Genomic DNA, 18,857 nt, shown 5'->3' with positions numbered 1-18,857 from the left:
CCCTGTGCCAACGCCGTGCACAACCGCGCCCGCCTGCCCTTTGACGTTTCGTACAAAGGAAAGCGCATATATCGACTTTCCGCACCGTGACCTGAACTCCCGGCCTGCCTACTCTCAATGGACAGTCCGTCTCGGAGGAACCATCCCCGAGGGGATGAGCACACCCGTTGCAGGAGGAACGATGAGAACAACACGAGCCAGCACACATGGTGTTGCCCAGCGCCGAACGCTCCCTCCCAAAAAAGCCTTCCCCCTGCACAGCTCTAGCGCACCACTGAGAGGACAATCGTGACGACCGAAGATACGAACTCCATCGCAAAGACAACCACCACCAGGACCATACGCGGGGCGGTACTTGAGACCATCGGGGCAGAGCGGCCCTACGCTGATACCCGTCCCATCCATGTGGAAAACCTTGAACTCGAAGGACCCGGCACGGGCGAGATCCTGGTCCGCATCGAGGCCGCGGGCGTATGCCACTCCGACCTTTCCGTAGTCAACGGCAACCGGCCACGGCCGGTCCCGATGCTGCTCGGCCACGAGGCAGCCGGCATCGTGGAGGAACTGGGCGAGGGTGTCAACGACATCTCCCTGGGCCAGCGCGTCGTCATGACCTTCCTCCCCCGCTGCGGTGAATGCGCAGGATGCAACTCCAACGGCAAAACGCCATGCGCGCAGGGCAGCGCTTCCAATACGGAAGGAACGCTGCTGGGCGGCAACCGCAGACTCTCCCGCGAGGGTCAGCCCGTCCAACACCACCTCGGAGTCTCCGCATTCGCCACCTATGCAGTGGTCTCACGCCGTTCCGTGGTGCCCGTGGGCGCGGACGTTCCGGCGCACATAGCCGCTTTGCTCGGGTGCGCACTGCTCACCGGAGGAGGAGCTATCCTCAACGTCGCCAAGCCTGCACCTTCCGCCCGGGTAGCCATCGTCGGTCTCGGCGGAGTAGGCATGGCGGCACTCATTACGGCCATCGCCACCGGAGTCGAACACGTCGTCGGTATCGACACCTTGCCGGCAAAACTGGAAGCCGCCCGAAACCTCGGTGCCACTGACGCCTTGACCACTGCTGATGCCCTGGAACGCGGCGAAAAGTTCGACGCCGTCATCGAAGCAGCAGGGCACCCGCGCGCTCTGGAAGCAGCCGTCGCACTGACAAAGCCGGGCGGCATTACCGTCACCGTCGGACTGCCCGCACCCGGCCAATCAATCAACATCGACCCGCTGAGCCTTACAGCGGAGGCACGGTCGATCGTGGGCAGCTACCTCGGCTCGGCAGTCCCGGAACACGACATCCCGATCTACGAACAGCTCTGGCGATCAGGCCAGCTGGCGGTTGAAGGCCTGGTCTCAGACACCATCCCGCTGGAAGAGATCAACCGCGCCATGGACACGCTCGACGGCGGCCACGCACTGCGCCAAATCATTACCTTTCCCTGAACACCACACTTCAAGCTCCGAAGAGAGAACATCATGACCTCCACAAATGACCACATTTACAGCGCGATCATCATCGGCGCCGGCTTCGGCGGCCTAGGCCAGGGAGCCCAGTTCGTCCAGGAAGGCATCGACGACTTCCTGATTCTCGAGCGCGGCAACGATGTGGGAGGCGTATGGCGCGAGAACACCTATCCCGGCGCCGCATGCGACACCCAGGCGCTTGTGTACTGCTACAGCTACTTCCTGAACCTCAAGGTTTCCCGCATGTTTGCCGGCCAGGAGGAACTCCAGGGCTATCTGCGTTCCATGGTTGAGGAATTCGGGCTCGGTAAGCACATCCACTTTGGCCAGAACATCACCGCGACTGAATGGGACCAGGACCGCCGCCTCTGGACCGTGCACACTGCCGATGGCTCGGAGTTCCTGACGCGTTCCGTGGTGGCTGCCTGGGGCCAGCTGAACGAACCGAACATCCCCAACTTCCCCGGCACCGAAACATTCGAAGGCGCGGTGTTCCACTCCTCCAAGTGGCGGCACGACCTTGACCTGACCGGCAAGCGCGTCGCGTCCATCGGCTCCGCCGCAACTGCGGTTCAGTACGTGCCCGAGGTCGCCAAGATCGCGTCGAACCTGACCGTATTCCAGCGCTCAGCCAATTACATCCTCCCCCGTGACCAGTACATCTTCACGGAGGAAGAGAGCGCCCGCTTCCAGGAAAACCCGGACACCTACCGTCAGCTGCGTCAGGAAATCCACGAATTCCGCGAAGCCGGATTCGAACGCACCCGCCGCCACACCGCAGCTTCCGAGGAAGGAGTCGAGCTCGCCCGCCAGCACCTCGAGACCCAGGTTTCTGACCCTGAACTGCGGGCCAAGCTCACTCCCGACTACGACTTCGGCTGCAAGCGGATCCTGCGGAGCGATGATTTCTACCCCGCCCTGACCCGCGAGAACGTAGAACTCGTGACAGAGGCAATCACGGAATTCACTCCCCGCGGCCTCCGCACCGCTGACGGGGCCGAGCACGAGTTTGATGTCATTATCTACGCCACCGGGTTCAAGAGCCACGCCTTCATGGGATCCATGCGCGTTTCAGGACGCGACGGAATCGGCCTCGACGAGCGGTGGGGCAACGCCCCCGAAGCCTACCTGGGCATCGCCGTCGACAACTTCCCCAACCTCTTCCTGGTCTACGGGCCCAACACCAACCTCAACCACAACTCGGTCGTATCCATGCTGGAGGCCCAGCACCGCTACATCGCCCAGGCTGTGCAGTACATCGCAGCCGATGAATCAAGGTTCCTGGAAGTGGACCGCGCGGTAGTTGAGAAGTTCAACGCACACGTTCAGGAAGAACTCCAGAAGTCCGCGTTCTCCTCCGAATGCTCCTCCTGGTACAAGAACGAGGACGGCCGCGTTATCAACAACTGGTCCGGAACCGTCGAAGAATACCGGTCCCACACCCACGACCTCCAGCTCGAGGACTACCTGCAGCTGGCCGAATCCGGACCCGGAAAGTGACCAAAACCGACCGGTTCAGCGGGAGGCCCATAGCACCGGAGGCTGCAGAGGTGCTGCAGAAATTCCGTGCCTCCGGTGGGCGTCCGTTTCACTCCTACTCCGTGAAGCGTGTGCGCGAGCTCTACGAGAACGGTTGCGCGGCCAACGGCCTTAGCGGTGATCCGCTGGCGTCGGTCACTGACTTCAGCCTGGATGGTTTCAAGGTGCGGGTCTATGACCCCCGCACCGTTGCAGGCCCCACCCCCGCCGTGCTGTTTTTCCACGGCGGGGGGTGGGTCATGGGCAGCCTCTCAACTCATGACGGACTGTGCCGTCGCCTGGCCTCCCTCACGAACCTGCCGGTCATTGCTGTGGACTACCGGCTTGCCCCGGAGCACCCCTACCCGGCGGCGATTGACGACAGCCGCATGGCGATGCACTGGTTGTTCGATGCCGGCAACGAGCACGGCCTGGACGTAACCGAGGCTGTGCTCGTCGGTGATAGCGCGGGAGGACAATTGGCCGCAGTCCTGGCCAATGAGAACGCCACGACCACAGATCCCCTGCCTGTAGTGGCCCAGGTCCTCATGTACCCCATGGTGGATCTGACTATGTCCTCGCCCTCCTACAAACGCGTCACCGAGGGGTTCCCTCTGGTTGCTGACACCATCGCCTGGTTCGCTGACCACTACCTGCCAGAGGGCGTAGACCGCGCTGCACCGGAGATCAGTCCTTCCCTAGCCCAGCTCCCCGCAGGGCTGCCACCCGCTTACGTGATCACTGTGGACAACGACCCGCTGGTTGACGAGGGGGCAAACTACGCCGCCGCCCTGGCCCGGGCAGGTACGGAGGTCCAGTACCAGCACCTCCCCGGGTACGCCCACGGATTGTTGACCTCCGCGGGACGTATTCCCCGTGGAGAACAGACAGTCGACCAGGTCGCTGCCTTTATCAGGGACCGCACTATCTAACTGAGATGGAGTACGTCCCGCCATCACAGGACCGATGTGGCCAGTCGCGCTTCCGGCGCTTGAGCCCGTCGGGCTGATCAATCAAAGGACGGTGATAGCCCTCCACCCTAATGGCGGGTTATCACCGTCACTTACGTTCTTTAGGAATCTTCATGACTACTGCCCTCGTTGATCCGACTGCTGTCTCACGCCAGCGTGAGGCTGACCTCCTTGCCTCTGTCCCCACCGGTTTGTTGATCGGAGGTCGGTGGCGGGACGCGTCCGACGGCGGCACGTTCGATGTCCATGACCCCGCCACCGGGGAGGTACTCGCTACCCTCGCCTCCGCCACGAGTGAGGACGCTCTGGCAGCACTCGACGCCGCGGACATGGTTCAGGCTTCCTGGGCGCGCACCGCCCCGCGGGAGAGGGCCGAGATCCTGCGCCGGGCCTTCGATCTGGTAACCGAGCGTGCCGAGGACTTCGCGCTGCTGATGACCTTGGAAATGGGCAAGCCGCTGGCCGAATCCCGTGGGGAAGTCACCTACGGTGCGGAATTCCTCCGTTGGTTCTCCGAAGAGACGGTCCGGGATTACGGCCGCTACCTCACCACCCCGGAGGGCAAGAACAAGATCCTGGTCCAGCACAAACCGGTAGGCCCGTGCCTGCTCATCACGCCGTGGAACTTCCCGCTCGCCATGGCCACCCGCAAGGTAGCCCCTGCCATCGCCGCAGGATGCACCATGGTCCTGAAGCCGGCGAAACTGACCCCGCTGACATCCCAGCTATTCGCGCACACCCTGATGGAGGCCGGCCTGCCCGCCGGTGTCCTCAACGTAGTGTCTTCCTCGTCCGCCTCAGGGATCTCCGGACCGCTCATGAACGATTCGCGGCTGCGGAAGGTCTCCTTCACTGGATCCACCCCCGTGGGCAAACAGTTGATGGCCGACGCGGCGCAGAACGTGCTGCGGACCTCCATGGAACTCGGCGGCAACGCCCCGTTCATCGTGTTTGAGGACGCCGACCTGGACAAGGCCGTCGAAGGCGCCATGGCCGCCAAGATGCGGAACATGGGCGAGGCCTGCACCGCGGCCAACCGGTTCCTGGTCCATGAGTCAGTGGCACAGGAGTTCACCCGCAAGTTCGCCGCCGCCATGGGCGCCCTGACCATCGGCCGCGGCACCGAACCCGCCACCCAGGTAGGCCCCCTGATCGACGCCGGTGCCCGCGACAATGTGCACGCACTGGTCAGCGCCGCCATCGACGCCGGCGCCACGGCCATAACCGGAGGCTCACCCGTTGACGGACCGGGCTACTTCTACCAGCCCACCGTGCTCAGCGGCGTGCCCAACGACGCCGCCATCCTCCGCCAGGAAATCTTCGGCCCAGTTGCACCCGTCACCACCTTCACCACCGAGGAAGACGCCATCCGGCTGGCCAACGCCAGCGAATACGGCCTGGCCTCCTACGTGTACAGCCGCGACTTCAACAAGCTCCTGCGCGTGGCCGAGCAGATCGAATTCGGCATGGTCGGCTTCAACGCCGGCATCATCTCTAACGCTGCAGCACCCTTCGGCGGCGTCAAGCAATCCGGGCTCGGCCGCGAAGGCGGCTCCGAAGGCATCGCCGAATACACCACCACCCAATACATCGGCATCGCCGACCCCTACGCCGCAGGTAGCTGACAGGGCACGTATGGCCAGGCGGGACGCAGACTCTACTGGCGTGCACTTCACGGACCGACAGCACCGAACCTCACCTCATCCATGAGCGATCTCACTGGTCGTCGAACTCAAAGGACTCTTGATGAGAAACATTCTCCATCAGCAAGCACAGCGTAAGGAACGTGAAACAACGACGTGGCCACGGACGGGTGCCCATTTCCCTGCAGGCGGGCCCGGCGTTTTGGACCGCGGAGCTGCCCGCCTGCTCCCCCCGCCGGCAAGCACTACCCTCCGGAATTGGTCTCCATCCTCCAGCTTCAGGGTGGATGCAGCCATGTCGCAGGACGGCTGCGAAGAGGGCTGCCACTACTGCAACGGACCGGAAACGGACTGAAATCTGGATAAGCCGGCACGCAACCCCCGCCAGCGCGGGAGCCAAGCGCTTAGCCACTAGTGGATCCCCAAACGCCAGACCGGGGCAGTTCAGGTGGGTGGATCCTGCCCGCCCTGCAGGGCGAAACGTTTGAATCCTATGTTTTACACGACCGCAGCACTTAGGAACGAGGCCATGATGCCAGCCGCAAAGCACGTGCACCAGCACCAGGACGTCCGTGCCACCGCCACAAGCGGTGACCCTGCGCCAATAAGCGGTTGGTGGCGGCCGGCCGACGACCCCATGCCATTTCGCTACATAGAGCAAGGGGAAACCGTGCCACAACTGGGCGAAACGCAGACCCTCTGGACCCTTGTGTTTGACTTGGCACCCTCAGCGGGAGCCCATTTTGCCAAGCTGCGGCCCTGACGCGCTGAGAGGCCCAGACTCCCAGGTCCAGAAAATGCGACTACCTCTACTGGCCGGCTCAGCGGCTTCGAAGCAAACCAGCTGCCCTGCCCCCTTAGCCCATCCGAAGGCAGGACCGCAACCCCATGAAGCCAAAAATTGGAAGAAATTCAGAAACGGCCGTACCGGATCCCAGCGATAAAAGCCGTTGCCAGCAACTCGCGATCCGCATCTCTATACCCGGGCGCACGTAGGTGAATCGGCTCGCTTGAGCACACCGATAGTATCCACCAGCCCTGTCATAGTCACCTTGGCGTTCGGCCAGCGTTTGGAGGGTGCCTAAGGCCAGGGAGGGGTCCACGGGCAGCGCCATTTGCGAGGCCCACAGGGAATCCCGCCCGAATAGGGTCATGAACCAGGGTGCCCCGGCGGCCACCACGACCCGGTCCGGGTGGTTCGGGTCCTCGATGCGAAGAGCGCCCAGGTCGTCGTAGCTGCGCCGCAGCGTGCGTTCGATTGACGGGCTTCCTATGTGCAGCACCGGGATCTTGGCCACCCACTCCCGCCGACGTCGGTCGCTCGGTGACATTTCCTCCCGCTCAGCATGGACGAACGAGGGGGCGCTGGGACTTTCGGTGCCGGACACCGCGGTAAGGATCGTGCTCCACTGGCCTCGGGCGGCGATGGAAGCCCGGTACGTGATCGTGTCGGGGGTCACGTCGGCTCCGGGCGCCTGGATATTGACGCCTTTCTGGACGTCCTGCCAGACAGCCCGAATGGTAAGAACCCCACCTTCCGCTTGGCGGCTTTCGTCCCATGATCGCTGGATCCGCGCTTCCTTCACCTCAAACAAATCGGCGAAATCCGCCTCAACCGTCAGTGTGATCATGCATTCGACGGGGTCCAAGGAGAAATTCCGGACAGTAATCTGCTCTTGGATGCCAGCTCCCACCTCGCGGAGCCGCTCAACGATCAGGGGGCTGTCGGCATACCCGTCCGTGCGGGGCACGCGCCCGGCAAACAGCGCACGGTACGGCTCCTTGGTCTCTGCCGCCAGTGGCTCCACCATGAGCCCGTTGATGGTCAGGCTCCACTTGGATAGGATCCGGGTGTCCTGGACGAAGAGGCCATGGGGATGTTCCGGGTGGATGTCCCCGTTCGGCAAGGAGATACAGAAGGACGATCCCTCTACCAGGGTGACCGTCCCGGCCCCCAAGGGACCGGCCGCCGTGTCAGAGTTCCACCCAGCCATCCCGGCCTCCTCAAAACTAACACCCCTGCTGCCTCGGCTATAGGGCTTAACCGCCGCCTGGAAGCTAACTCTCCGATCGACGCTACGATCGCTGGCTCGCCGACGCCAGAGCCTTGGTCCGCGGGACGCGGCAGTGCACGTGCACGTGCAGGGACAAACGAGGCTACAACCGGTTGATCCTCCTGAAAGGGACGACACTGCGAGACTTGGCCATCTCGCATCACCCAACAACGCCGCCGCTGATGGTCAGATCCTCCAACGAGTGACTGCTTTCCGGAAGATCTGATATCGGCGTTTGAAGAGGGCCCGAAAGGGGCATTTCACTTCTTTGCAGCTCTATGTCAGCCATCCTGCTGAGGCCGTGGCACTTGGATGACGTGCCCATTCACGGCGGCCCAGGGCTCCTTATAGACGACCACACTGTGAGGTCGGCTAATTGCCCTTCTGATACTGAAGAACGTCGCCGAAGACTTCGTCGGGGTCGAGGCGGCGGAGTTCTTCGGCGAGGCAGTCGCGGAGGCTGCGGCGGGGCAGGGAGATGCGTTGGGCCGGCTGGCCGGGCTGGGTGAGTTCCGCGACGGAGAGTCCGGGGCGGAAGAGCTGCACGTCGCCGCTGTGGCGGGACAGCCGGACCCGGCGGATGCCGGTCCCGGCGGGGTCCGCGACGATGGTCACGGGCGCGTCCAGGGCCAGGGTCAGCCAGGCCGCGAGGAGGATGGTGGACGGGGAGTCGGAGGCGCCTTCGACGGCGACGGCGGTCACGGGTGAGGAGTCCACCTGATCCAGGACCGCCGCGAGCTGGATCCGCCAGTTCGTCAGCCGGGTCCAGGCGAGGTCGGTGTCGCCGGCCTTGTACGTGTTCCGGATGTTCTCCAGCGCCATTTGAGGATCGGGTTCGTTTGCCGAGTCGGTGATCCTTCGGTGCGCGATCCGGCCCACGGAGGTTTCGCAGGCGTTCTCCGGCGCCGCGTGCGGCCACCACGCCACGATCGGGGCGTCCGGCAGCAGCAGCGCCGCGACGAGGGACTCACTTTCGTGCGCGAGCTCGCCGTAACCGCGCAGCACGATCACCTCCGAGGCGCCGGCGTCACCGCCCACCCGGATCTGCGCGTCCAACCGGTTCGGGGCCTTTGCCCCGGCATCGGCGAGGACGATGATCCGGCAGGGGTGTTCGCGGCTGGCCTCGTTCGCGGCCTCAATCGCTTCTTCCTCGAGCCCGGAGCGGGTCACGACCACCAGGGTCAGGACCCGGCCCAGGGCAATCACGCCGCCCTGCTCACGCAGGGCGGTGATCTTCTTGGAGATCTTCGAGGTGGTGGTGTCCGGCAAATCTACAATCATGGCCTTCTCCAGGTTCGTCCGTCGCGGGCCAGCAGTTCATCCGCCGAGGCAGGGCCCCAGGACCCCGGGGCGTAGGGCTCCGGCTGCTCATCCAGCCCGGCCCAGTAGTCTTCAAAGGGGTCCAGGATCTTCCAGGACAGCTCCACTTCCGCGTGCCGGGGGAACAGGGGAGGCTCGCCGAGCAGCACATCGAGGATGAGCCGCTCATACGCTTCCGGGGACGATTCGGTGAACGAGTGACCGTAACCGAAGTCCATGGTCACGTCGCGGACTTCCATCTGCGTGCCCGGGACCTTGGACCCGAACCGGATGGTCGCACCCTCGTCGGGCTGGACCCGGATCACCACGGCGTTCTGGCCGAAGTCATCCTCACCATGGTCACGGAAGAGCAGGTTCGGGGCGCGCTTGAACACCACCGCGATCTCGGTCACCCGGCGGCCCAGACGCTTGCCCGCACGGAGGTAGAACGGAACACCGGACCAGCGGCGGGTATGGATGTCCACCCGGATCGCCGCGAACGTCTCGGTGGTCGAATCCGCGGGGATGCCGTCTTCCTCCAGGTAGCCCTGGACCTGTTCCCCGCCCTGCCAGCCGCCGGCGAACTGCCCGCGCGCCGAATGCGTGGAGAGGTCGTCCGGGAGCTTGACCGCAGCCAGGACCTTTTCCTTCTCCGCCCGCAGGTCGTCGGCGTTGAAGGAAATGGGCTCCTCCATCGCCGTCAACGCCAGCAGCTGCAGCAGGTGGTTCTGGATGACGTCGCGGGCCGCGCCCACACCGTCGTAATACCCGGCCCGGCCGCCCGTGCCGATATCCTCGGCCATCGTGATCTGGACATGGTCCACATAATTGGCGTTCCAGAGCGGCTCGAACAGCTGGTTCGCGAAACGCAGCGCCAGGATGTTCTGGACCGTCTCCTTGCCCAGGTAATGGTCGATCCGGAACACCGCATCCGGCGGGAACACCGACTCGACAATGTCGTTCAGCTGCCTCGCCGAGTCCAGGTCATGCCCGAACGGCTTCTCGATCACCACCCGCCGCCACTTCTCGCCCTCAGCCTGCGCCAGGCCGTGCTTGGACAGCTGCCGGCAGACCTGCTCAAACGCCTTCGGCGGGATCGAGAGGTAGAACGCGTGATTGCCACGCGTTCCGCGCTGCTCATCGAGCTCAGCGATCGTGTCACCCAACCGCTCAAAGGAATCATCGTCGTCGAACTCGCCCTGGACAAAACGGATACCCTCGGCGAGCTGGTTCCAGACCGCCTCGTCAAACGGGGTCCGCGAGTACGCCTTCACCGAGGCCTGCACCTCGGCGGCGAACTCCTCGTGTTTCCACGGACGGCGGCCGAACCCCACCAACGCGAAACTCGGCGGCAACAGCCCCCGGTTCGCCAGGTCATACACCGCCGGCATCAGCTTCTTACGCGCAAGGTCGCCGGTCACCCCGAAGAGCACCAACGAGGACGGACCGGCAATCCGGTTCAGGCGGCGGTCACGCGGATCCCGGAGCGGATTACGCCCGCGGTATCGTCGCCGTGTAAAGGTAGGGTCGAGCACGGGCTGCCTGCTACTCCTTGAACGAATGATTAAGTGTGGTCTTAGTGCAGTTTTCAGAAAGGGACGGCCTGGCATCCATGCCTCCAGCGTTCAACGACGCGGAGGAGAGTTCAGATGGGGCAAAGTGTGACCCTGTCCTCGCGAAGGAAAAGCCGCCGATGAGCGGTGCCGTTCTCGATCACCCAAATTATTTGACCTTGTTGTCCAACCTGGTCCACCCGGCCTGCGTACTGAAATACTTCCGCTGACCACACCTCGATGTCGTCACCGGGGCTCAGCGCTTCCCATCGGGAGACGGGCTGTCTCATAGTTCGACGATCGATTGTTTGGGCCTTCAACGCTCACTCACCTGCCTGCCCTTCGGATGTTGCTTCCGGGCGTCGGAAAGGCCCAGCACTTGGCTCTTCCTATGCTGGGCGGGTGGATGCAGCGGTCTGCACCTTGTGCAGGCGCAGACCGCCACAGTCTGGGTAGGGCGCTCTAGACGATTGCTGCCTGGAGTTCCTTGGCTGCCAGAGCCGGATCGGCGGCTCCGTAGATGGAGCCGCCGGCAACGGCGACGTCTGCACCAGCACGCTGCACGGCGCTGATTGTGGCGAGGTTTACTCCTCCGGCCACTGAGAAGGGGACGCGTGATTCCTCGCCGGCGCTGAGGAGCCCGTTAAGGTCGTAGCCGGGCTGTGCCTGTTCATCCAGGCCCGCGTGGAACTCGATGAATTCGGCGCCCAGGGCGCGCGCCTCTTTGGCGCGGGCGACCTTATTCGCCACACCGATGAGGTCAACGACGATGCCTTTTCCGTGTGCCCGTGCGGCTTTGACGGCGCCTGCGATGGTTGAGTCGTCGGCGCTTCCAAGGACGGACACCAGATCGGCGCCTGCTTTGAAGGCGATGTCGGCCTCCAGTTCGCCAGCGTCCATCGTTTTCATGTCGGCGAAGACGATCTTGTCCGGGTGAGCTGCTTTGATGGCGGTGACAGCGGAGAGACCTGCAGCCTTGATGAGGGGCGTGCCGAGTTCAATGATGTCCACGTGCTCGGCGACTTTGCCTGCCAGTTCGAGGGCGTCCTCGATTGTCAGGAGGTCCATGGCGACTTGAAGTTTCATGATCAGTTCTTTCTCTAGGGGTTGGGTGGTGAGCGGCTAAGGCTCTTGTTGGTCTTTGATGGGGCTATTCGAGGTTTGCGTGCCGGGTCCACAGCTGTTCGGCAGGGATATTGGCTTTCTCCCAGAGGGCCTGGAAGACGGCTTCGGCAGCGAGGAAAAGGACTTGCTCGAAGAGGCTCCCGGAATACTGCCGGGAGGCCCCGGATCCGTGGTCGGTCTTTTGGGGGGCAGGGATGATCACCAGCGTGTCCGCTATAGCCCCCAGCGGCGACTGCGGGTTAGCCGTGAAGGCTGCCACTCGGGCACCGGCTTTGGCAGCAATTTCTCCTGCCCTGACAACACCTGAGGTTGTTCCTGATCCCGAGGCAACCAAAAGTAGATCACCGGTGCTGATCGCGGGCGTCGTGGTGTCACCGGCTATGTGGACTCTTAGGCCAAGGTGCATTAAGCGCATGGCCGCCATCCTAAGAACGAGGCCACTTCGTCCCGCCCCTGCCACGAAAACCTGATCTGCGCCGGCAAGCTCTGCAGCCAGTGCAGCCAACTCTTCCCCATTGATCCTGGCTGCGGTGTCTGCGACTTCGCCATGGATGAGCGCTAGGTTGCGCCCGAGGGCGTCCGCAGGAATGGCATGAACAAGTGCCGGTGACGCCGTGCTCTGCATGTTGCTCTCCTTTGAGCTCTTCGGAATTGGGTAACTCAGTGAGTCCCGCGCGCTCCCGAGATACAATGAACGAGCGAGCCGTATACACTGTATACAGCCTTCGGGTTTGGGTCAACAGTCTTCGTCCTGCATTACCCGTCGGGCGGACTTAATGAGCGCACACCTACGCTACAGAAGGCCCGGACCGGGGAAAATCGCGAGTTAATGTTGCACGCGAACGGGGTTCGGGCGCGTCTCCGTCAGACTCCCCTGGACATCACGCGCCTCCACAGCCAGCAAGGCTGCATGAAATCTCACACCGGCAGACGCCGATGGCCCATAGCAACCCGCTCCGGGCCTCACTCGGTGCTGGCACTAGCGAGAACATTGTTGAGTTCCACGGTTCTAAACCTGAGTCCACTGCACGGGCTGCAGCTCGGCCGCCAATGGAGGTGATGCCCCTCCCCCAGCGCCAGGGCTGCGCTGGTTCAGTGGACACCAAACCACTATCGAGGCGCCCTTTTACCCTCAAAGCTCTACGGGGCTTTGTTCACGATTAGGATCGGTGACGTCATGGCAATGGCGCAGGAGCTCAATTGCCCGGTTGGCGTCCTCAGCCCTGAGGGCGTCCAGGATTTGACGGTGGTCGTCCACGACCTTGTTTTGGTAGTCCGCGCCCTGGCGGTAGGTCATCGTAATGCGCTTCTGTATCGGGTGATTCCAGACGGAGGTGAGCACGCTGAGCAGGAAGCTGTTTCCCGCCGGCTCTACAAGGGCTATATGAAAGGCCTGACCAAGCCGGAAAAGCTCGAGGTTATCTGACGGGTCAATGAGGGCGGTCTCTTCGGTGAGGCTGCTCATCCGCAGCAGCTGCTGCGGAGTGTAGTGGCCGCAGGCGCGCTGCACCGCCAATGTTTCGAGGGCGTAGCGGACGTCGAAGACATCTGAAATCTCGGTCTCGTCAAGCTGGTTGATGATGTACCCGCGGCCTGGGACAAGGGTCGTAAGCCCTTCCAAGGTCAGGCGGGTCAGGACGTCACGTACCGGGGTCCGCGACACCCCATACTGGGCGGCAACCTGCTCCTGGACCAGGGCCGTGCCGGACGGAATCTGGCCGGTGGCGATATCGGCCGTAATGAGCTCATAGACCTTCTCGGCCAAAGGCCTGAGATCTTTCGGTTGTACGGCCATGGCCACCTCTGCTTTCATTTTCTGCAATTTTGGCACGAACTCCGCGCCGGCCACGCCGTCCACGCTCGGCGGGAGCCAACCGCAACCAAGGCCGGAAGCAATCTTGCAGAGCTTTAGGGAAACTACTTGACCTGCATCACAGCTTCTGAATACAGTGTATACAGTCAATTTTAGGAGGAACGAAGATGTTCGTATTGAATACCTGGTACGTGGCGGGGTGGTCTGCCGATGTGACACGCAAACCGATTCGCCGGGTGATCTGCACACAGCCCATTGTCCTTTTCCGGACCCAGGACAACGAAGCGGTGGCATTGGCCGACCGTTGCGCACACCGGGCCTTTCCACTTTCTGAAGGACGAACCGTCGGTGACTCGGTGGAATGCGGTTATCACGGGTTCGCGTACGGGCCCGACGGCGTCTGCACCCGTGTCCCTGCGCAGACCTCCATTCCGGAGCGGGCCCGCGTCCGCAAATACCCTGTCGTGGAAAAGGACGGCTGGATCTGGGTCTGGACCGGCGAGGCCGAACTTGCAGATCCGGCGCTGGTTCCGGACACCCACTGGATGGCCGACCCTGAGTGGGCAACCGTCACACACTCCTACCACTTCAAGTGCCGGGCGGATCTTATCCACGACAACCTGCTGGACCTGACCCACGAGTCCTTTCTGCACCAGACGACCGTCGGTGACGACTACATCTACGAACACGGGATCACCGTTGAAGTTGACGGTGAGGTCGTGAGCGTTGACCGCCTGATGCCTTCCGTTGTGGCACCTCCGCTCTACGCGGAGACAATGGACGCACGAGGCCTGTTCGACCGCTTCCACTGCACCGAATTCTTCGTTCCCAATCTGCACGTTCTGCATTCAGGCATTACCGGCGAGGGCAGACCCCGGGAAGAGGGCTACCTGATCAAGGTGCTCAACGGCATCACCCCAATTGATGAGCACAACACCTGGTACTACTACGCCTTCAGCCGCAACTTCGCCGTCGACAATGCACAGGCTACAGAGGATCTCCGCATCGGGCTGGCCACCGTCCTGGACGAGGACGCCGCAGCCCTCGAGGCCCAGGAAATAGGCATGAGCACCAGGCCGGCCGGTGAGCATGACGTGCTCATCGCCCAGGACGGAGGCGTGGCGAAGGCCCGGAGGATCCTTGCAGCCTTGCTACGGAAGGAGCAACAGGCGCTTCCGGCCAACAACCCCCGCGTGCCTGCCGCTGTGGGAAGGGACTAGGCATGTGGATGCTCATCCGCGCCAACGACGTTGGTGCCGTCAGAACGCGGTCAGGCGCGCGTGTCCTTGCCGCCAACCCTGACTCCGCCGAGCGCGGCGATCCCTGGCGCTGGGCCGTGGAGCTGGATGAATCAGCGCCCGAGCCGGTGCCGGCGGTAACTGTAAATGATGCCCACGTGTCCTCGCACAGCACCCGCTATGACAGAAACTACACCGGCATTCTCCACCGGGACGCCGGGGAACAGATCGTCGTGGCGGCACTTGCCGGGGAAGCCCTCGTCTCAGCAGAGGACGGGCCATGGAAACGGAGGCTCCGTCCTGGAGACACTTTCATCGTCGAAGGTGAAGACCCGGAATCACTACGGCTTTCCCTGACCGCCGGCGAATCAGCCGTGCAGGTCATCACCCTGTCCCCCACGCACGCCAAAGTGCTCCGCTGGGTCCCCTGACTCTGGCACCTTGTCTTGTTCTTGTTTCCGTACATTTCAGCGTCGAAAGGTATCACCATGAGCAACCCCGCTAACCCCCTGCTCCTCACCGGAGCTCTTCTGATGGCCCTGACTGCAACCTCCTGTGCCGCGGCGTCGGACGCATCCCCGAAAGGCAGCGCCGCTGCTGCTCCCGGCAGCACCTCAACCGTGACCGCATCAACACTGCCCGCCAACGAAAAGGCACGCGGGCTTCTCCCGGAAAACATCAGGGCAGCGGGAGTCCTGCGAGTGGCCTCAGACCCCACCTATGCGCCCTTCGAGTACTTCGACACCGACAACAAGACCATGATCGGCTGGGACGTTGATTTCACCGATGCCGTAGGGGCGACCCTGGGACTGAAAATCGAACACGTCCCCGCAACGTTCGACACCATCCTCCCCGGACTCGCCTCCGGTAAATACGACATGGCAGCATCCTTCTTCTCCGTCACCACGGAGCGGGAAAAAATCGTTGACTTTGTCCAATACATCAACAGCGGATCGGGCGTCGCCGTCCTCACCGGGAACCCCCACCACATCACCATGGACCCGATGACCATGTGCGGCAGGACCATCGCGGGCCAAAAGGGATCCATACAGTCCCTGGAAATCCTTCCGGCATTCTCCACACAATGCACCGAGTCCGGGCACGAACCAATCAACGTGCAAAACTTCCCCTCCCAATCCGACGCCAACCTCGCCCTGGTCTCAGGGAGAGTCGACGGCGTCGCCGCGGACAGCGTCACCCTCGCCTACCAAGCCAAGGAAGCCAACGGGAAATTCGAACTGGCAAAGGGCGAAGACTACAAGCCCGAACCCATCGGACTGGCCCTCAACAAGGAATCCGGGCTGAAGGCAGCGGTCACGGAGGCTGTACGGGACGTGCTCAACAGCGATCACTACCAGGCCATCAGCGAAAAGTGGGGCGTCCCGGACAGCGTCCTTGTGAGCGCTGACGTTTTGGCTGCGAAGTAAACAGGAATCCCTAAATGACAACCACCACGCCCCGCCTAGCGGCGGGTAGAACCGGCGACGAATATACGGTCGTCAAGGCAAAACACCCCGGTCGATGGGCATCGGCGCTCATCATCGTGCTCATCGCCGGGCTGCTGCTGCAATCGGTGCTGACCAATCCCAATTTCGGTTGGGACGTCGTCGCAACGTATCTCTCTGAAGCGTCCATCCTTCGCGGCATCCTGGTCACCCTTGAACTGACCGTCATCAGCATGGTCATCGGAACGGTCCTGGGCGTCGTTTTCGCTGTCATGCGGCTCTCACCCAACCCCGTGGTCCAGGCTGCAGCGTTCGCCTACGTCAACTTCTTCCGGGGAACACCTGTCCTCGTGCAGCTGCTTTTCTGGTTCAACCTCGCAGCGCTTTACCCGGTCATTTCCCTGGGCATCCCGGGGCTGCACCTAGACGCAAACCAGCTCATCACCCCCCTCACCGCAGCCATCCTGGGCCTTGGCCTCAACCAGGGCGCCTACATGTCCGAAATCGTCCGGGCAGGCATACTCTCGGTCGACAACGGCCAGATAGAAGCCGCCGAAGCCCTGGGCATCACCCGTATGCAGACCATACGCAGGATCGTCCTGCCCCAAGCCATGCGCGTCATCATCCCCCCGACCGGCAATGAAACCATCGGGATGCTCAAATCCACCTCGCTCGTCAGCGTCATTTCAGTGCCGGAACTTCTCTACTCGTCTCAAGTCATCTACGCCCGAACCTTTGAAACCATACCGATGCTGATCGTCGCGAGCCTCTGGTACCTCCTCATCACCTCAATCCTGACCATTGGCCAGTACTACCTCGAACGCAGGTTCGCCCGCGGCAACCAACGCAATCTGCCTCCCACGCCACTTCAACAGCTCCGCAGATTCTTCCGCACCCACGACGCCCTGTCCTTGAAGGGCCCAACCTTGAAAGGCGGCCCGCGATGACGGTCCAGGCAACGCCCACGCCGATGGTCAAGGCAAATTCAATCTCCAAAAGCTACGGCAGCAATGACGTGCTCAAAGGGATCGACATGGAAGTCGCGCAAGGCGAGGTCGTCTGCCTCATCGGTCCCTCAGGCTCCGGGAAAAGCACCTTCCTGCGCTGCATCAACCACCTCGAAACCGTTGACGGCGGCCGCATGTGGGTCGATGGAACCATCGTCGGCTACGACCTCAAAGGCACGAAACTCCACGAGCAGAACCACCGCGATATCTGCCGCCAACGCATGGACATCGGCATGGTCTTCCAGCAGTTCAACCTCTTCCCTCACATGACCGTGCTCGAAAACCTGATCGAGGCACCCCGCGTCGTCAGAAGAGAGAAGAAGAGCACAGCCACCGAGCGTGCTCTCGCACTGCTCGAAAAGGTAGGCCTCAGCGACAAAGCAAACGCGTATCCCCGACAGCTCTCCGGCGGACAGCAGCAACGCGTCGCTATCGCCCGCGCACTCTGCATGGAGCCAAAGCTCATGCTGTTTGATGAACCAACCTCCGCCCTTGATCCGGAACTGGTCGGCGAAGTCCTAAAAGTCATGAAAGACCTCGCACTGTCAGGCATGACCATGATCGTCGTTACCCATGAAATGAACTTCGCCCGTGACGTCGCAGACCGTGTCGTATTTATGGCCGACGGCCGGGTCGTGGAACAGGGCCCGGCCCGCGAGGTGATCACCAACCCCACCAATGAACGGACCAAAGCATTTCTTGCATCCGTCACTGCGGAAAAGGTTGAGAACTGAGATGGAGAACGACCGCTTCTTCGATATGGTGGTCCGCTCAGTGGATCAGCTGTCCGACAAAGTAGTTTCACTAACCCTGACGCACCCATTGAAGGGAGAACTGCCCGCATGGGAACCGGGCGCCCATATCGATGTCCTCCTTCCCAACGGAATACTTCGCCAGTACTCCCTCTGCTCCACACCAGAAGAAACACAGGAATGGCGTATTGCTGTGCTCCGGGAAACCCCCGGGCGCGGCGGTTCGGCATTCGTGCACGACGAACTGAAACCAGGCACAAAGCTCCAGGTCCGGGAAACAAGAAACAACTTCCCGCTGCGCCCCGCCGAACGGTACCTGTTCGTCGCGGGGGGCATCGGCATCACCCCGATCCTTCCAATGGTCTGGTCCGCCCTGAAAAAAGACGTTCCATGGGAACTGCTCTACCTAGGTCGCAACCGCAGCTCCATGGCGTTTCTCCAAGAGGTCGCAGCCCTCGGAGACCGGGCCACGATCCATGTCAGCGAGGAACTCGGGGCATTTCCCCTCAATCACCTGGTCAATCAGCTTGAAGACGGAACCGAGGTCTACGCATGTGGCCCACAGAAACTTCTCGATGCGCTCGAAACGGCATCACGGACTTGGACTGACCCCTCCACTTTCCACTGCGAACGGTTCTCCCTCGATCCCGCTGCCCCAGGCACGCGGCCAGCTACTGACTCCTCCTTCATCGTTGAGTTGGCCGACGGAACGGAGGTACCAGTTCCAAACGAGTTATCCGTCCTGGAGGCCCTGGAAGCGGCCGGCATCAACCCGCCGAACTCCTGCCGCGAGGGCATCTGCGGCACATGCGAAACCCCTGTGATCCAGGGAAGCATCGACCATCGAGACACCTTGCTGTCGCCACTGGAGCGTGAAGAAAGCGCCACCATGATGATTTGCGTCTCACGCTGCAACAGCCCCCGCCTCATTTTGGACCTATAAGCGACGCACCGGAACCTACCCACCACGGGAAACAC

At 62.4% G+C, this 18,857-nt stretch carries 16 protein-coding genes and 1 pseudogene; 11 read left to right on the top strand and 6 right to left on the bottom strand.

What is annotated here, in order from left to right; genetic code table 11:
• Positions 1-288: 288 nt before the first annotated feature.
• The 4 genes from NG696_RS12025 to NG696_RS12010 all read left to right on the top strand — a co-directional run bounded on the left by NG696_RS12025 (position 289) and on the right by NG696_RS12010 (position 5,575).
• On the top strand, positions 289-1,440 hold the full coding sequence (locus NG696_RS12025) for an alcohol dehydrogenase catalytic domain-containing protein (RefSeq protein WP_252575510.1): 1,152 nt from the start codon (positions 289-291) through the stop codon (positions 1,438-1,440).
• Between the two features lie 33 nt (positions 1,441-1,473).
• Positions 1,474-2,961, top strand: coding sequence for a flavin-containing monooxygenase (locus tag NG696_RS12020; protein ID WP_252575509.1), 1,488 nt, complete (start codon positions 1,474-1,476; stop codon positions 2,959-2,961).
• Positions 2,958-3,911, top strand: a complete 954-nt coding sequence (locus tag NG696_RS12015; protein ID WP_252575508.1) for an alpha/beta hydrolase — start codon at positions 2,958-2,960, stop codon at positions 3,909-3,911. Before NG696_RS12020 ends, NG696_RS12015 begins: the two co-directional genes overlap by 4 nt.
• 152 nt (positions 3,912-4,063) lie before the next feature.
• The gene (locus NG696_RS12010; RefSeq protein WP_252575507.1) at positions 4,064-5,575 is read left to right on the top strand and encodes an NAD-dependent succinate-semialdehyde dehydrogenase; all 1,512 of its coding nucleotides are present in this window, start codon (positions 4,064-4,066) and stop codon (positions 5,573-5,575) included.
• A 1,067-nt stretch (positions 5,576-6,642) separates the two neighbouring features.
• On the opposite strand, the pseudogene NG696_RS12005 reads toward NG696_RS12010, so the two are convergent.
• From NG696_RS12005 to zwf, 3 genes and pseudogenes are all read right to left on the bottom strand, one after another.
• Positions 6,643-7,587 (bottom strand): annotated as a pseudogene (locus NG696_RS12005) (glycogen debranching N-terminal domain-containing protein); the annotation flags it as partial.
• Positions 7,588-8,019: 432 nt separating this feature from the next.
• Positions 8,020-8,928 (bottom strand): glucose-6-phosphate dehydrogenase assembly protein OpcA, encoded by a 909-nt coding sequence (locus NG696_RS12000; protein WP_252575506.1) that lies wholly within the window; start codon positions 8,926-8,928, stop codon positions 8,020-8,022.
• Complete coding sequence (gene zwf / locus NG696_RS11995; RefSeq protein WP_252575505.1) at positions 8,925-10,481, bottom strand: glucose-6-phosphate dehydrogenase; 1,557 nt, start codon at positions 10,479-10,481, stop codon at positions 8,925-8,927. The genes NG696_RS12000 and zwf overlap by 4 nt, the downstream gene beginning before the upstream one ends.
• Positions 10,482-10,525: 44 nt before the next feature.
• Between zwf and NG696_RS11990 the strand changes: the two genes are divergently transcribed.
• Positions 10,526-10,729 (top strand): hypothetical protein, encoded by a 204-nt coding sequence (locus NG696_RS11990; protein ID WP_252575504.1) that lies wholly within the window; start codon positions 10,526-10,528, stop codon positions 10,727-10,729.
• Positions 10,730-10,961: 232 nt separating this feature from the next.
• On the opposite strand, the gene hxlA is transcribed toward NG696_RS11990, so the two are convergent.
• From hxlA to NG696_RS11975, 3 genes are all read right to left on the bottom strand, one after another.
• Positions 10,962-11,585, bottom strand: coding sequence for a 3-hexulose-6-phosphate synthase (gene hxlA / locus NG696_RS11985; RefSeq protein ID WP_252575503.1), 624 nt, complete (start codon positions 11,583-11,585; stop codon positions 10,962-10,964).
• A gap of 64 nt (positions 11,586-11,649) precedes the next feature.
• Complete coding sequence (hxlB, locus tag NG696_RS11980; RefSeq protein WP_252575502.1) at positions 11,650-12,249, bottom strand: 6-phospho-3-hexuloisomerase; 600 nt, start codon at positions 12,247-12,249, stop codon at positions 11,650-11,652.
• 507 nt (positions 12,250-12,756) lie between these two features.
• Positions 12,757-13,473: a GntR family transcriptional regulator gene (locus tag NG696_RS11975; RefSeq protein WP_252575501.1), complete on the bottom strand. Its 717-nt coding sequence runs from the start codon at positions 13,471-13,473 to the stop codon at positions 12,757-12,759.
• Positions 13,474-13,604: 131 nt separating this feature from the next.
• Here NG696_RS11975 and NG696_RS11970 point away from each other — a divergent pair, with 131 nt between their 5' ends.
• Genes NG696_RS11970 through NG696_RS11945 form a run of 6 tightly spaced genes read left to right on the top strand, consistent with a single transcriptional unit; the run spans position 13,605 to position 18,822 of the window.
• On the top strand, positions 13,605-14,657 hold the full coding sequence (locus NG696_RS11970; protein WP_252575500.1) for a Rieske 2Fe-2S domain-containing protein: 1,053 nt from the start codon (positions 13,605-13,607) through the stop codon (positions 14,655-14,657).
• Between the two features lie 2 nt (positions 14,658-14,659).
• Positions 14,660-15,106, top strand: coding sequence for a hypothetical protein (locus NG696_RS11965; protein WP_252575499.1), 447 nt, complete (start codon positions 14,660-14,662; stop codon positions 15,104-15,106).
• A 57-nt stretch (positions 15,107-15,163) separates the two neighbouring features.
• Positions 15,164-16,102, top strand: a complete 939-nt coding sequence (locus tag NG696_RS11960; RefSeq protein WP_252575497.1) for an ABC transporter substrate-binding protein — start codon at positions 15,164-15,166, stop codon at positions 16,100-16,102.
• Between the two features lie 14 nt (positions 16,103-16,116).
• Positions 16,117-17,067 (top strand): amino acid ABC transporter permease, encoded by a 951-nt coding sequence (locus NG696_RS11955; RefSeq protein ID WP_252575496.1) that lies wholly within the window; start codon positions 16,117-16,119, stop codon positions 17,065-17,067.
• Complete coding sequence (locus tag NG696_RS11950; protein ID WP_305884619.1) at positions 17,064-17,861, top strand: amino acid ABC transporter ATP-binding protein; 798 nt, start codon at positions 17,064-17,066, stop codon at positions 17,859-17,861. Before NG696_RS11955 ends, NG696_RS11950 begins: the two co-directional genes overlap by 4 nt.
• A 1-nt stretch (position 17,862) precedes the next feature.
• Positions 17,863-18,822: a PDR/VanB family oxidoreductase gene (locus NG696_RS11945; protein WP_252575495.1), complete on the top strand. Its 960-nt coding sequence runs from the start codon at positions 17,863-17,865 to the stop codon at positions 18,820-18,822.
• The last annotated feature ends 35 nt before the right edge of the window (positions 18,823-18,857 follow it).

It is taken from the genome of Pseudarthrobacter cellobiosi (genome assembly GCF_023913755.1).
In the GTDB taxonomy this organism is placed as follows: Bacteria; Actinomycetota; Actinomycetes; order Actinomycetales; family Micrococcaceae; genus Arthrobacter; species Arthrobacter cellobiosi.
This window is presented reverse-complemented; position numbering and strand designations above follow the sequence as displayed.